Here is a 13670-nt window from a genome sequence, read left to right as displayed (position 1 = left end):
GAAGCTGCAGCCGGCCCGAAGCTCAGCCCGGTGACGATGGTGGCCGCGGCGAGCCCTAGGGCTCCCGCGGTCTTGAGGGTCTTCTTCATGTGTGAAGGTGGTCCTTCTTGTCTGGGCGGCGCGATGCTCCGCCAGGCGAACAGATTGTGAAATGTTAGACACAAAACAAGGCATGCACAACATGACAAGTGCGAGGTATTGCGCGTCGGGCCGATCGGCATAAACTTGAGTCAGTTCCACTCAAGTTTCGAGAAAGGCACATCCATGGCGAACATGCAGGGCGCACCGGCCTCCACCGAGAAGCAGAAGAGCGCGCTCGAGAAGTACGGCGTCGACCTCACCGCCATCGCCCGCAGCGGCAAGCTCGACCCCGTCATCGGCCGCGACGCCGAGATCCGTCGCATCAGCCAGGTGCTCACCCGCCGCACCAAGAACAACCCCGTCCTGATCGGCGAGCCGGGCGTCGGCAAGACCGCCGTCGTCGAGGGGCTCGCCCAGCGAATCGTCGAGGGCGACGTCGCCGACAGCCTCAAGGACAAGCGCTTGATCAGCCTCGACCTGGCCGCCCTCGTCGCCGGCGCCAAGTACCGCGGCGAGTTCGAGGAGCGTCTGAAAGACGTCCTTAAAGAGATCACCAAGAGCGACGGCCAGGTCATCACGTTCATCGACGAGCTGCACACCCTGATGGGTGCCGGCGGCGGCGAGGGCTCGGTCGCCGCCTCCAACATGCTCAAGCCCATGCTCGCCCGCGGCGAACTGCGCCTCATCGGTGCCACCACCCTCGACGAGTACCGCCAGTACATCGAGAAGGACGCCGCGCTCGAGCGCCGCTTCCAGCAGGTCTACGTCGGCGAGCCCAGCGTAGAAGACACCGTCGCCATCCTTCGAGGGCTCAAAGAGCGGTACGAGGCGCACCACGGGGTCACGATCACCGACGGCGCCCTGGTGGCCGCCGCCTCCTTGTCCAACCGGTACATCCCCAGCCGCCAGTTGCCCGACAAGGCCATCGACCTCGTCGACGAGGCGGGCTCCCGCCTCAAGATGGAGATCGACTCGTCGCCCGTCGAACTGGACCAGCTCTACCGGGGCCTGGTGCGCCTCCAGATCGAAGAGCTCGCCCTCAAGAAGGAGAAGGACGACGCCTCGCTGGCGCGCCTCGCCACGCTGCGCCAGACCATCGCCGAGCAGCAGGCCGCGTTCGACGATCTGAACGCCCGGTGGCAGGCCGAGAAGGCCGCGCTGCAGGGGGTCGGCACCCTGCGCAGCGACCTCAACGAGGCGCGCATCGATGCCGACCGTGCCCTGCGCGAAGGCCGCTACGAAGACGCCGCGCGCATCAGCTACGAGCGCATCCCCGACATCGAGAAGCGTCTCGCCGACGCCGAGTCGTTCGAGCAGTCCGACGAACGGCTGGTCAGCGACAGCGTCACCGACTCCGACATCGCCGAGGTCGTCGCCGCCTGGACGGGCATCCCGGTCGGTCGCCTGCTCAGCGGCGAGACCGAGAAGCTGCTGCACCTCGAGAGCGAACTCGGGAGGCGCCTCATCGGTCAGAAGGCGGCCGTCCAGGCCGTCAGCGAGGCCGTCCGGCGCACCCGCGCGGGCATCAGCGACCCGGACCGCCCGACCGGCTCGTTCCTCTTCCTCGGCCCCACCGGAGTCGGCAAGACCGAGCTCGCCAAGGCCCTCGCCGACTTCCTGTTCGACGACGAGAAGGCGCTCGTGCGCATCGACATGAGTGAGTACGGCGAGAAGCACAGCGTGTCCCGGCTCGTGGGCGCGCCTCCCGGGTACGTGGGTTACGAGGCCGGCGGCCAGCTGACCGAGGCCGTGCGGCGCCGCCCCTACAGCGTCGTGCTGATGGACGAGGTCGAGAAGGCGCACCCCGAGGTGTTCGACATCCTGCTGCAGGTGCTCGACGACGGCCGGCTGACCGACGGTCAGGGTCGCACGGTCGATTTCCGCAACACGATCCTCGTGCTGACCTCGAACCTCGGCTCTCAGGTGATCACCGACCCGTCCCTGAGCGACCCCGAGAAAGAAGAGCTGGTGCAGGGTCTCGTGCGTCAGGCGTTCAAGCCCGAATTCGTCAACCGGCTCGACGACATCGTCGTGTTCTCGACGCTCAGCACCGACGACCTCGGCCAGATCGTGTCCCTCTACGTCGACCGCCTCGGCCGCCGGCTGGCCGACCGGCGACTCTCGCTGGCCGTCACGCCCGACGCCCGGGCCTGGCTCGCCGAGCGCGGCTACGACCCGATCTACGGAGCCCGCCCGCTGCGGCGCCTCATGCAGCGACAGATCGACGACGCGCTCGCCATGGCGCTGCTTGGTGGCGAGATCGCCGACGGCGACACCGTGCGGGTCGACGTGGCCGACGGGGGCGAGGGGCTGACGGTGGTACGGCACGACGTGGTCGAACCGGACGCCGCCGAACTCGACGACCTCACCGACTGATCGGCGCGTCGGGGCGGTCGGCATCGCCGACGCCCAGCTGAGGACTAGTCAGATCGATGTACTGCATGTAAAATACGAAACATGCAGATCATGAGTGTCGTCGGGGCTCGCCCGCAGTTCGTCAAGCTCGCGCCGATGGCCCGTGCCTTCGAGGGCCGGTGTGACCACGTCGTTGTCCACACCGGCCAGCACTACGACGCGGCGATGTCCGACGTCTTCTTCGACGAACTCGAGATCCCACGACCCGACGAACAACTCGACATCGGGTCGGCGTCGCACGGCGCCCAGACCGGGCGCATGCTCGAGGCCGTCGAGCGCGTCGTGCAGCGACGGCGCCCCGACGCCGTCCTCGTCTACGGCGACACGAACTCCACGCTCGCCGCGACGTTGGCGGCCGTGAAGTTGGGCATCCCGGTCGCCCACCTCGAGGCGGGGCTCCGGTCGTTCGACCGCGCCATGCCCGAAGAGCACAACCGCGTCATGACCGATCACGCCGCAGACCTCTGCCTCGCGCCCACCGAGACGGCGCTCGGGCATCTCCGCGACGAGGGGCTCGAGCGCCGCTCCGTGTTGGTCGGCGACGTCATGACCGACGTCCTCTTCTCGGTTCGTGACCGTCTCGCCCGGCAGGAGGCGCGGGTCGGCCCGGTGGGCGAGGTCGCAACCCGGGGGCCCTACGTGCTCGCCACCCTCCACCGCCCGTCGAACACCGACGATCCCGGGCGGCTGAGAGAGGTGCTCGACGGCCTCGCCGTCGTCGCCGAGACCGGGCGCACCGTGCTGCTGCTGGCTCATCCGCGGTTGCGGGCGCGCGCCTCCTCGTGGGGGATCGAGCTGTCGAGGCCGGGCATGGTCGTGGCGCCGCCCGTCGGGTATCTCGACCTCGTCGGCCTGCTCGAGGGGGCTTCGGGTGTCGTGACCGACTCGGGCGGATTACAGAAAGAGGCTTTCCTGTTGCGCCGACCGTGTGTCACGGTCCGGGCGGACACCGAATGGGGCGAGACCGTGAAGCTCGGCTGGAACGACCTCGTCGGCGACGGCCCCCTCGACATCGCCGCGCGACTCGCGGCGCTGCCGTGTCCCGAGACCGCCGCCGCGCCGTACGGGGACGGCCGAGCGGCCTCCAGGGTGGTCGACGCCATGCTGTCCCGCTTCTGAGCACAGGGCACGAAAGCTTGTGCCCTGTCGTTGACCCATATAACATGTAAAACATCGCTGACCCGGCGTTGACACCCGAAAGGCCCCGATCCATGCGCGTGACCGACATCCTGCGAGCCCTGCTCGCCAGCTGGCTGCTCGTGGTCGTCGGCCTCCTGGCCGGCGGCGGCGTCGGCTACGCCGTCTCGGCCGTGGCGACTCCGACCTACGTCAGCAGCGCCAAGATCTTCGTCGCCGTCCGAGGGCAGTCCGACACCACGGCGATGGAGATCGCCTCCGGGTCGAACGCGGCACAACAGAAGATCAAGACCTACACGACGCTCGTCACGACACCGCGGGTCCTCGACCCCGTCGTCGCCGACCGAGGGCCCAGCGTCACGGTCGACGATCTCGCGAGCCAGGTGACGGCGAGCTCGCCGACGGCCAGCACCCTCATGACCGTGGCCGTCACCGACGTCGACCCGCAGCGCGCGGCCGAGTTGGCCAACGCCGTCACCGAGAGCCTCCGCACCGTGGTGACGACCGAACTCGAGCCCGAGTTCGCCCCCGGTGTCCCGTCCGTCACGATGGAGGTCGTCGAGCCGGCCGCGCCGGCGCTCTCGCCGGCGACCCCGCGCACCGTCGCCAACGTCGCGCTCGGCCTCTTGCTGGGCCTCTCGGCCGGTGCCGCGGCGGCCCTCGCCCGGCGGGCGCTCGACACGAAGGTCAGGGGGCGCGACGATCTCGTCGTCGAGGGCGAGTTGGCCGTCGTGGGCGAAATCCCGTTCGATGCTCAGGTGCGGCGCCGGCCGGTGGTCGCCCGCGACGGCGGTTCGAGCGTCCATGCCGAGGCGTTCCGCATGCTGCGGACCAACATCCGGTTCCTGGGTGCGGGGTCGACGGCGCGGTCGTTCGCGGTCAGCTCGGCCGGGCCGAGCGAGGGCAAGACCACGACCACGGCGAATCTCGCGGTCTCACTCGCCGAGGCCGGGCTGCGAACCGTCGTGGTCGACGCCGACATGAGGCGACCCAACCTGGCGAAGATCCTCGGCATCGAGGGCGCGGTCGGGCTGTCCGACGTTCTCATCGGGCGCTTCGAACTCGACGAGGTGCTGCAGACCTGGGGGCACGACGGCCTCACCGTGCTGCCCGCCGGCGAGGTGCCGCCGAATCCGAGCGAGCTGCTCGGCTCGGGGGCCATGCGCGCACTGCTCGACGACCTGGGGGGCCGGTACGACGTGGTCGTCGTCGACACCCCGCCCCTGCTGTCGGTCACCGACGCCGCGCTCATCAGCGAGATGGTCACAGGGGTCCTCCTCGTGGTCGCGTCCGGGCGCACTCGCCGTGCGCAGGTCGCGTCGGCGCTCGAACGTCTCGACGCCGTCGGGGGCACGCCGCGTGCCGCCGTGCTGACCATGGGGCGTCGGCGTCGGGCCGACTCCCGTTACTACTACTACAGCGAGACCGATGCCCCGCGTCGTCCGCTCCGGGGGCTCCTCCGCCGAGCCTGAACGACGGGGCCCCGCCCGACCTGTCGGCCGTGGGGCCCGACGACGTCGCTCGACGCCCCTGCGTCCGAGCTCGGGCCGAGCCGCGCCTCCTTGCCGACGACCGCTCTCCGTTACAGGGCCTCGCGGCCCTCTTCTTGTCACCTCCGAACGAACGGAACACCATGACCACATCACCTCCCGACATCGTCCACGTGTCGAGCGCCCACCCCTGGACCGACAATCGCGTCCACCTGCGCGAGGCCGCCGGTGCCGCGGCCGCCGGGTATTCGGTCCGCCTCATCGCCGTCGAGAGCGACGTCACCACCCACGAGACAGGCGTCGAGGTCGTGACGATCCCCCGTCGCCGTCGTCGCGCCCGCATGACGCTCGGCTCGACCCAGGCCGTCGGGCTCGCCGTGCGGTCGAGGGCACGGGTGTGTCACCTGCACGACCCCGAGCTCGTGTGGGCGGTGCCCCTGCTGCGTGCGCTCGGGCGCCGCGTCGTCTTCGACGCACACGAAGACCTTCCCGACCAGGTGATGTCGAAGGCGTACGTCTCGCGCCGCACGGCGCGCCCCGCGCGCGCAGTCGCCCAGCTCGTCGTGCGCCTCGTGTCGACGGCCGACCGGGTCGTGGCCGCCACCGAGACGATCGCCGACGCCTACCCGGCGGGCAAGACGGTGCTCGTGCGCAACTACCCGCGCCTCCGTGCGGAAGAGGCATCGGCGATCGAGCCGAGCCGCCGGTCCCCGGTCGTGGCGTACGTCGGGGCGTTGACCGCGAACCGCGGGTCGGCGGTCGTGGCCGGGCTGACCGGCTCGCCGGCCTTCCCCCGCGGCTGGCGGCTCGAGCTGGCCGGACACGTCTCGGCGCCCGAGGCCGCCGAGCTGACCGCTCGACCGCGGACCGACGATCTGCCCGTGGTCTTCCACGGCCGGCTGTCGCCCGAGGCCACACGCGACCTGCTGCTGGGTGCCCGGGTGGGGGTCGTCGTCTTCGAGCCGACCGCCGCGCACCTGAACTCGTTGCCCACCAAGCTCTTCGAGTACATGGCCGCCGGGCTCGCCGTGGTCGTCAGCGACTTCCCGCTCTGGCGGAGCCTTCTGGGGCACCTCGACTGCGCCACCTTCGTCGACCCCACCGACGTCGACGCCGTGGCCCGAGCCGTGGCCGCTTACGACTCCGACCCCGACCTGCTCGACCGTCACGGCCGCAACGGGCGACGTGCCGCGCTCGAGACGTTCAGCTGGGACGGCGAGGAGGCGACGCTCCTCGAGCTCTATCGTGACCTGATCGGCAACCCGACACCCGACGGTCGCACCCCCGAGGGTGCAGCGTGAGCGCCGCGCTTCGACCCGCTGCCGCGCCCCTGCGTGTGCTCGTCGTCTGCACGGGCAACCTCTGCCGTTCGCCGCTCTTCGCCGCCCTGCTCGCTCGTGACGTCGACGGCGCCCGGGTGACCGTCACGAGTCGGGGCACGCTGGCCACTCCCGGCGCGGTCGTGCCCGCGGCGACGCTGGCGGCCGGGACGCGCCTCGGGGTCGATCTCGGGGGCCATGTCGCCCGGCCTCTCTCGGGCGTCGACCTCGACGATGCCGACCTCGTGCTCACGGCCGGTCGACGTCATCGCCGAGACGTCGTGCGGATGTCCCCTGCGGTCGCCTCGAGGGCGTTCACCATCGTCGAATTCGCCCGGTTGGCCGAGGCGGCGCTCGCCGAGGGGGCGGTCCGCGTCGCCGACGGAGGGTCGGTCGAGTCCGGCCCGGGGTGGCCCGGGGTTTCGCTGGAGTCCTTGCTGCGCCTACGAGGCAGTGTGCTGCGTCCCGACGATCCCGAGGACGACGACGTCCTCGACCCCATGGGGCGACGGGCGGGTGTGCATCTGCGCGTCGCCCGCCGGCTGGCGGCCGCGGCCACGACGGTCGCCTCGGCGCTCGGACCCGTCGTGGTCGACCCACCCGCCGAAGGGCCCGGCCGTGCTCGCCGATTCGAGCCGGACGCCCGCGACGTCACGGAGCCGGCCCGAACGGTCTCCAGGTCGCCCGAGGCGGCCTTCGTCGCGGTCCCCCCACCCGTCCCCGCTCGAGCGGGTCGCGCCGACGACCCGAGGCGTCGACGCGCGAGACGCGAGGGTGACGCTCGGGGATTCGCCACGGCCTGACACGCCACGGCCTGAGACGCCACGGCCTGAGACGCCACGCAGGAGGCCGCCGGTCACCCCTCGTCGGCCCAGCGGCGCACGACGGCCCCTTTGTTCCACACGGCGAGGTCGGTCTCACGCCAGTCGTTGGCCAGCAGGTCGAACACGTTGTCGGCATTGGCCACGGCCAGGCCTCGCACCGGGCCGGAGGTGCCCTCCGTGCGGGCGACGCTGGTCGCCGACACGGTGACCGTGTTCGCGCCGCTGCGGGCCTCGACGACCGACACCGCGCCTCCTTCCGTCGAGGCCTCGAGATCGGAGGCCGACGTGCGCGTCAGCGTCAGGGCGTCGTTCGAGTGGTAGACGAGCACGCCCCGGTCGATGCATCGCTCGAGGGTGGTGCCGCTCACGACGACGCCGCGGGTGAGGTAGAGGACGATGCCCGCCTCGGTGCCACCGCCGTGGCCGCGGACGGTGTTGCCGGTGACGAACCCCGTCGCCCGTTCGACGTCGTCGCCCACGGTCGTGCCTGCACCCTTGACGAGGATGCCGGCCCCGGGTGAGGCCAGGTCGATGCGCTCGACGACGTTGCCGGCGACGACGAACGCGGTGGGCGCGTGTCGGTACGAGCGGTCGACCTCGTCGCGACAGGGCACGACCGCGATCCCGACCCGGCAATCTCGCACGACGTTGTCGCGGATGACCACCCGATCGCCGGCGTGGGTGTCGAGGCCCTCCCAGAGTCGGACGCCGGTGATCGCGTTGCCCTCGACGACCACGCGCGTCGACCGGCCGGACACCGTCATCGGCACGGTGTCGTCGCGGGTCACGATCACGCCGTAACTGTTGACGTACGGACTCGGCTGGTGGACGTCGGTCACGTCGCACCGACGGACGACGGTGTCGACGCACGAGCGCAGCAGCACGCCCGCGTAGCCGACATCGGTGACGGTGACCCCCTGGACGACCAGCCCCGTCGTGTGCTCGGCCCGGATGCCGTCGTGGCTCAGTTCGACGAGCCTGCCGCCGGAGATGCGCACGTCGTCGAGTGGGGCGTCGGCTGTCCCCACGACGTCGATGCCCCGTCCGGCGCCCGACCGACGACCGCCGGCCCCGGTGACCACGGCATCGACGACGGCCACGTGCGACGCCGTGACGCGGACGACGCTGAAGTCACCGTTCGCCGCGAGGTGGCCCTCACCGGTGAAGCGGAGAGTGACGGCCCGGGTGACTTCGAGCGGGCCCGAGCGGTCCCAGTGGCGCGTGACGACGAGCTCGCCGCCCTCGGGCACGGTCGCGAGGACGAGGTCGAGGTCGGTGGCGTCCGTGTCGACGACGACCGGCGAGCACGCTGCCGCTTCGTGCCCGGGGGCCCCTGAGCCGGTCGCGGCAGCCATCGCCGGGGAGGCGCGGCCCGAGGCGACGAGGACGCCCGCCGCCGTGCCCGCTCCGGTCAGCAGCAGCGCCCTTCGGCCCAGCCGTGGTGCGGCAACGAGGTCGGTGGCATGAGGTGTACGAGCATGAGGCATGAAAGCACTCTAGCGTGACGGTGGCTCCCATCCCGTCCGCGGAGCCACGGCGAGCACGAGGGTGCCGAGCGCCAGGCCGTGCGAGAGCATGGCCGTCGGCAGCGACGTGTTCGACAGGGTGATGCTCGGCATCATCATGACCATGGCCCCGACGGTCAGAGGCAGTCCTCGAGCCGACCAGTCGACGAAGCGCAGGAACGCCAGGAGGACGGCGCCGGTGCCCAGGACCCCGAGATGACCGAAGTTGGCGAACCCGTCCGCGAACAGGTTCGCGTTCGCCGCCAGGGCGCCCCCGGGCTGCAGGTACTGCCCGACCTCCATGGGGATGGACCGGTCGTAGGGGTAGTCGACCCACCATCGCAGGACCGACTGGCCGAGCATGGCCGGGGGATTCTCGCCGAAGAACTCGACGTAGACGCTCGTCAGCACCCCGGGCGTGATGAGGAACCTGCGGGCGAACAAGGACGTCCAGAGGAGACCGCCCTGGAGTTCGTCGGCGCCGGCCGCCAGCACCATCAGGACGACCGGGCCCGCGAGGTAGCCGACGCCGGGTGCGAGGGCCCGCCCTCGTGCGACCCGGGTGGCCAGGGCGATGAACACGACGGCGGGGAACGAGAACAGGATCGTCTTGAAACCGGTGCCCGAGTACAGCAGCAGCTGCCCGATCACGCCCACGGCGATCAACGGCACGTTGCGTCGGCTGAGGCCCCGGGCCATCAGCACGGTGTTGACGACGTTCGCCTGGCCGCTCAGCAGGTAGCCCAAGAGGCCGTTGTCGCCCTGCACCTCTTCTTTGTAGAAGGCGCGGACGTCGTAGACGTCGTCGAGCGCCACGAAACGGAGCGAGAGCCCGGTGGTCGCGGCCATCACGCCGTACGTCAGAGCGGAGTGCAGTCCGCAGACCACCCAGAGGGCGGTACTGGGTGGGAGGCGTCGGCCGGGATCCGAGCCGGGTGCGGGGGCGAAGGGGCCGAGGTCGAGTGGCCCACCGGCGAGCGACTCGTGTCCGGCGACGGCTGCCGATCGTCCGCGCCCGTCCAGGAGGCGCGTGCCGACGGTCGCGACGCCGAACGCCACACCCACGGTTGCGCTGGCCAGCACCGCCTCGTCGGCCTTGAGATAGCCGGTGTACGCCACCATCAGCAGGGCCGGAGCGACGCCGACGACGAAGAGCACCCAGAGCATGACGTGGGACACGCGCTGCGGCCGGGCAGGCAGCGTGATCGCGACGGCGCACGCGACCGCGATCGTGGCCATGGTCGCCTGCGGGCTCGCCTCGCGGTACGTGAAGCCGGCGTAGGCGAACGGAACGGTGATGAGGTTCGCGTAGACCCAGTGCAACGACAGCGCGTAGACCATCGTGCCGACCGAGACGCCGACGGCGTGGCGCAGCAGCGCGGCGGATGCTCCGGAGAGCGCCGACCCGCGCAGGCCGCGGGCGACCGTCGCCGTGGTGCCGCTGCTCATCGACCGGCCCCCGGCCGGCGCGAGGGCGCCGTCGGGATCGAGAGCGCCTGGTCGAGTGCCGCGGCGAGTCGGACGACGAGGACGTCGTAGTCGTAGTGCGCCAACACGTGACGGCGGCCGCGGGCGCCGTGCTCGAGGCGTTCGGGCGCGCTCATGGTGGCCACGCGACAGATGGCGTCGGCCAGGGCCGGTACGTCGTCGCCCGGCACCCGCACGCCGGCACCGGAGTCGGTGACCGGGTCGCGCGGCACCGAGGCGCCCAGCACGACCGGCTTGGCGAGCAGGAGGTACTCGAAGAACTTGTTCAACGACGTGCCGTGCCGGTAGAGGTCGAGCGGGCGCAGGTTGGCGATCAGGGCATCGGCCCGGCGACCGACGGCTCGGGCTTCGCTCTGGGGGAGGTGCCCCTCGAAGACGATGCGCGAGGCGTGGCCGCTGGCGGCCGCCCGCTCTTCGAGTCGGCGGCGGTCGGGGCCCGTGCCCACGAGCCGCAGCACGAGAGGTCGACCGGCGAGACGGTCGGACGCGAGGCAGAACGCGTCGACCACCGGGACGAGGCTGTTGGCGGTGCCCATCGAGCCCAGGTAGGCGATCTCGAAGGTGTGGCCGGTGCCGGTGCCGGTGTCCGTGTCGTCGACCGTCGTGCCGACCGTGTCGCGATCGTCCTCGATGTCGTCGACCAGCTGGCGCGACACCCCGTTGGGAACCCAGGCGAACGGCGCGTGCAGCCCTCGTGCCGAGAAGTACCGGCCGGCACCCTCGAGGGGCGACACGACGACGACGGCTCGGCGGACGCAGTGCCGTTCGACGGCCGCGAGCACCAGGGCGATCGGTGACCGTCGACCGATCGAGCCGAATTGGACGAGGGTCTCGGGCCAGAGGTCCCGGGGTTCGTACACGAAGGGGACGCGGAGGCGTCTGGCGATCAGCGAGGCGGCCCAGGCGGCCGGTGGGTGGACGGAACCGCCCACGACGACGTCGGGGCGCGGCAGGCCGTTCAGCATGCCGGGAACGAGCAGCAGTGCGGTGAAGAGCAGGACGTCCGCGACGCGCAGCAGCCGGACGCGGGCGTACGACACCCCTCGGAGCCAGACGAAGTCGTGTCGGTCGTCGACGAAGCGTTCTCGGAGACGGCCCCGACGCATCGTCTGGCGGCCGCTGGGATGATCCGTGCTCGCCGAGATGACGACGGCACGCCAGCCGGTGTCGGGCAGTCGTCGGGCGAACTGTTCGTGCCGACCGCTGCGGCCGTCGCGATGCTGGTTGGTGGCGTAGTGGTTGACGAACCAGACGACCCGCGGCTCGCTCATCGAGCCGGGACCCCACGGACCACGGTGTCGGCCGCGACGTCGCGGACGACGCAGGCGGAGGCGCCCACGACGCAGCGTTCTCCGACGTGCAGCCCCTGGAGCACGGTGGCACCGGCTCCGACGAGGCTGCCCCCGCCGATGGTGACGGCCCCCGAGACGACCGCGCCGGGGTTGACGCTGACGACGTCGCCGAGTCGGCTGTCGTGCCCCACGGCGGCGTTCGCGAGGAGCAGCCCGTGACGGCCGACACGGACGTTCGTCGAGACCCGTACTCCCGCGCAGATCGCGGTGCCGTCACCCAGGAGCACCTGGGAGCCGAGGGTCGCCGTCGGGTGCACGAGCGTCGTGGGGTGGCCCGCGGCCGCCGCGACACGTGCCACGACCCGGCTCCTCACACCGGGGTCGCCGAGCCCGATGACCCAGGGCTCGTGCGCGCCGCCGGCGAGCCACTCGTCGATGCTGCCGAGATACGCCGTGCCCGTCCGGGACAGGCGGTGCCGGTCGGCGGAGGACGGGCCGTCGTCGACGACTCCGGCCACGGGCCGACCGAGGGCACGGGCGACGTCGAGGACCTCGCGGCCCATGCCGCCCGCGCCGATCACGACCAGACCGCCGGCGGCACCTGCCCCGCTCACGCCGCGACCTCGATCTCGACGGTGGTCGTCGAGACGGTGGTCGTCGAGACGCCGGTCGTCGGGACGACGGCGGGCCCCTCGAGCTCGAAGCGCGCCGATCCCCGGAAGGGCGCGCAGGTCGCCTCGCCGGCGGCACTGACTCCGGTCCGGCGGAGCACGCACCCGATCGTCTGCGCCAGGATGCGCAGGTCGAGCAGGAGCCCTCGCTCGTCCACGTACCGCACGTCGAGATCGAAGCGCTCGTCCCAGTCGAGGAGGTTGCGCCCGCTCACCTGCGCGAGTCCCGTCAGGCCGGGCCGGACCTCGTGCCGGCGGTGCTGGTGTTCGCTGTACAGGGGGAGGTACTGCATCAAGAGGGGACGTGGGCCGACGAGGCTGAGGTCGCCTCGGACCACCGCGACGAGACTCGGCAGTTCGTCGAGGCTGGTGGACCGCAGCAGACGACCGAAACGGGTGAGGCGGTCGGCGTCGCTGAGCAGCCCCTCGGCCGCGTCGACGTCGCGCATCGACCGGAATTTGACGAGAGCGAACGGCTCGCCGTGGCGCCCGGGCCGCATCTGACGGAAGAGCACCGGCCGCCCGAGGAAGACCGCCACGCTCGACCCCACCACGAGCATCAGCGGCGCCAGGAGGACGAGGGCCGAGGAGGCGCAGAGCACGTCGAGCGCGCGCTTGGTCGTCTCGTAGACCGCCCGTCGGCTGCTGCCTCGGTCGTGTTCGGGTCGTGACACGGTTTCTCCTGTCCAAAGATGTGTGAAATGTCAGTTTAGGCGAGGCCCGGCCGTCTGGCTAGTGTCATTTCGCTCTGGTATTTTCTGACGACATGTCGTATTCTACTTTCCGACCATAGATGGAGGAAGCCATGAACCCGACACCGCCCCCCGCGCCTCCGGCGCTCGCCGAGACGGGATCGAGTCCCGTCCGTGTCGCCGCATCGGCCGACGTCGCGCCCGAGGCCCGGATCGATCCCTCGACGCGTGTCTGGGGGTTGGCCCAGATCCGCGAAGGGGCCCGTGTCGGCAGTGATTGCGTCATCGGCCGTGGCGTCTACGTCGGTTCCGGCGTGGTCGTGGGCGACCGGTGCAAGATCCAGAACGACGCGCTCCTCTACGAACCCGCCGTCCTCGGCGACGGCGTCTTCGTGGGGCCGGCCGTCGTGCTCACGAACGACCGCGCTCCACGGGCCGTCACCCCCGACGGGCGACTCAAAGAACCCTTCGACTGGACTCCGGTGGGCGTGCGCGTGGGCGACGGCGCCTCGCTCGGCGCGCGTTCCGTGTGCGTCGCTCCCGTGTCGATCGGCCGGTGGGCGATGGTCGCCGCCGGTGCGGTCGTGACCCGAGACGTCCCCGACCACGCGCTCGTCGCCGGCGTCCCCGCCCGCCGGATCGGCTGGGTCGGTCGCGCCGGGGTCTCGCTCGTCCCCGACGGGGATGCCCTCGTCTGCCCGGTGACGGGCACCCGCTACCGCGTCGAGAACGACGCCCTCCGAGAGGAACGATGAC

General features: G+C 71.3%; 11 protein-coding genes. 6 read left to right on the top strand and 5 right to left on the bottom strand.

All coding sequences use genetic code 11. The annotated features are described in order from the left end of the window. Positions 1 to 264: 264 nt before the first annotated feature. From SJY14_RS00275 to SJY14_RS00255, 5 genes are all read left to right on the top strand, one after another. Positions 265 to 2457 carry an ATP-dependent Clp protease ATP-binding subunit gene (locus tag SJY14_RS00275; RefSeq protein WP_083396515.1) on the top strand — a complete coding sequence of 731 codons (2193 nt, stop codon included), beginning with the start codon at positions 265 to 267 and terminating at the stop codon, positions 2455 to 2457. A gap of 81 nt (positions 2458 to 2538) precedes the next feature. After that, positions 2539 to 3615: a non-hydrolyzing UDP-N-acetylglucosamine 2-epimerase gene (gene wecB / locus SJY14_RS00270; protein WP_071257193.1), complete on the top strand. Its 1077-nt coding sequence runs from the start codon at positions 2539 to 2541 to the stop codon at positions 3613 to 3615. Positions 3616 to 3707: 92 nt separating this feature from the next. Then, the gene (locus tag SJY14_RS00265; RefSeq protein ID WP_071257192.1) at positions 3708 to 5105 is read left to right on the top strand and encodes a polysaccharide biosynthesis tyrosine autokinase; all 1398 of its coding nucleotides are present in this window, start codon (positions 3708 to 3710) and stop codon (positions 5103 to 5105) included. Positions 5106 to 5266: 161 nt separating this feature from the next. After that, positions 5267 to 6424 (top strand): glycosyltransferase, encoded by a 1158-nt coding sequence (locus SJY14_RS00260; RefSeq protein WP_071257191.1) that lies wholly within the window; start codon positions 5267 to 5269, stop codon positions 6422 to 6424. Continuing rightward, on the top strand, positions 6421 to 7245 hold the full coding sequence (locus SJY14_RS00255) for a hypothetical protein (protein WP_083396514.1): 825 nt from the start codon (positions 6421 to 6423) through the stop codon (positions 7243 to 7245). The genes SJY14_RS00260 and SJY14_RS00255 overlap by 4 nt, the downstream gene beginning before the upstream one ends. A gap of 53 nt (positions 7246 to 7298) precedes the next feature. On the opposite strand, the gene SJY14_RS00250 is transcribed toward SJY14_RS00255, so the two are convergent. From SJY14_RS00250 to SJY14_RS00230, 5 genes are read right to left on the bottom strand one after another with little or no spacing between them, the layout of a single operon-like run. Further along, positions 7299 to 8753: a right-handed parallel beta-helix repeat-containing protein gene (locus tag SJY14_RS00250; RefSeq protein WP_083396513.1), complete on the bottom strand. Its 1455-nt coding sequence runs from the start codon at positions 8751 to 8753 to the stop codon at positions 7299 to 7301. 9 nt (positions 8754 to 8762) lie between these two features. Beyond that, positions 8763 to 10220 (bottom strand): hypothetical protein, encoded by a 1458-nt coding sequence (locus SJY14_RS00245; protein ID WP_396599428.1) that lies wholly within the window; start codon positions 10218 to 10220, stop codon positions 8763 to 8765. After that, positions 10217 to 11530, bottom strand: a complete 1314-nt coding sequence (locus tag SJY14_RS00240; protein ID WP_071257185.1) for a glycosyltransferase family 4 protein — start codon at positions 11528 to 11530, stop codon at positions 10217 to 10219. The genes SJY14_RS00245 and SJY14_RS00240 overlap by 4 nt, the downstream gene beginning before the upstream one ends. Continuing rightward, positions 11527 to 12165, bottom strand: a complete 639-nt coding sequence (locus SJY14_RS00235) for a NeuD/PglB/VioB family sugar acetyltransferase (protein ID WP_255364314.1) — start codon at positions 12163 to 12165, stop codon at positions 11527 to 11529. The genes SJY14_RS00240 and SJY14_RS00235 overlap by 4 nt, the downstream gene beginning before the upstream one ends. Continuing rightward, the gene (locus SJY14_RS00230; protein WP_396599427.1) at positions 12162 to 12896 is read right to left on the bottom strand and encodes a sugar transferase; all 735 of its coding nucleotides are present in this window, start codon (positions 12894 to 12896) and stop codon (positions 12162 to 12164) included. Before SJY14_RS00230 ends, SJY14_RS00235 begins: the two co-directional genes overlap by 4 nt. Positions 12897 to 13027: 131 nt before the next feature. Here SJY14_RS00230 and SJY14_RS00225 point away from each other — a divergent pair, with 131 nt between their 5' ends. Beyond that, positions 13028 to 13669, top strand: a complete 642-nt coding sequence (locus SJY14_RS00225) for an acyltransferase (protein WP_071257198.1) — start codon at positions 13028 to 13030, stop codon at positions 13667 to 13669. Position 13670 lies beyond the last annotated feature (1 nt).

The sequence above is a fragment of the Frigoribacterium sp. R86507 genome, from assembly GCF_044597695.1.
In the GTDB taxonomy this organism is placed as follows: Bacteria; Actinomycetota; Actinomycetes; order Actinomycetales; family Microbacteriaceae; genus Frigoribacterium.
Note: the sequence above shows the minus strand (reverse complement) of the source record. Positions and strands in the feature narration are given on the sequence as shown.

Coding starts and splice junctions, on each gene's coding strand:
- SJY14_RS00250 (WP_083396513.1), bottom strand. CDS start 8,753: ATGCCTCATGCTCGTACACCTCATGCCACCGACCTCGTTGCCGCACCA.
- wecB (WP_071257193.1), top strand. CDS start 2,539: ATGCAGATCATGAGTGTCGTCGGGGCTCGCCCGCAGTTCGTCAAGCTC.
- SJY14_RS00240 (WP_071257185.1), bottom strand. CDS start 11,530: ATGAGCGAGCCGCGGGTCGTCTGGTTCGTCAACCACTACGCCACCAAC.
- SJY14_RS00260 (WP_071257191.1), top strand. CDS start 5,267: ATGACCACATCACCTCCCGACATCGTCCACGTGTCGAGCGCCCACCCC.
- SJY14_RS00245 (WP_396599428.1), bottom strand. CDS start 10,220: ATGAGCAGCGGCACCACGGCGACGGTCGCCCGCGGCCTGCGCGGGTCG.
- SJY14_RS00275 (WP_083396515.1), top strand. CDS start 265: ATGGCGAACATGCAGGGCGCACCGGCCTCCACCGAGAAGCAGAAGAGC.
- SJY14_RS00265 (WP_071257192.1), top strand. CDS start 3,708: ATGCGCGTGACCGACATCCTGCGAGCCCTGCTCGCCAGCTGGCTGCTC.
- SJY14_RS00225 (WP_071257198.1), top strand. CDS start 13,028: ATGAACCCGACACCGCCCCCCGCGCCTCCGGCGCTCGCCGAGACGGGA.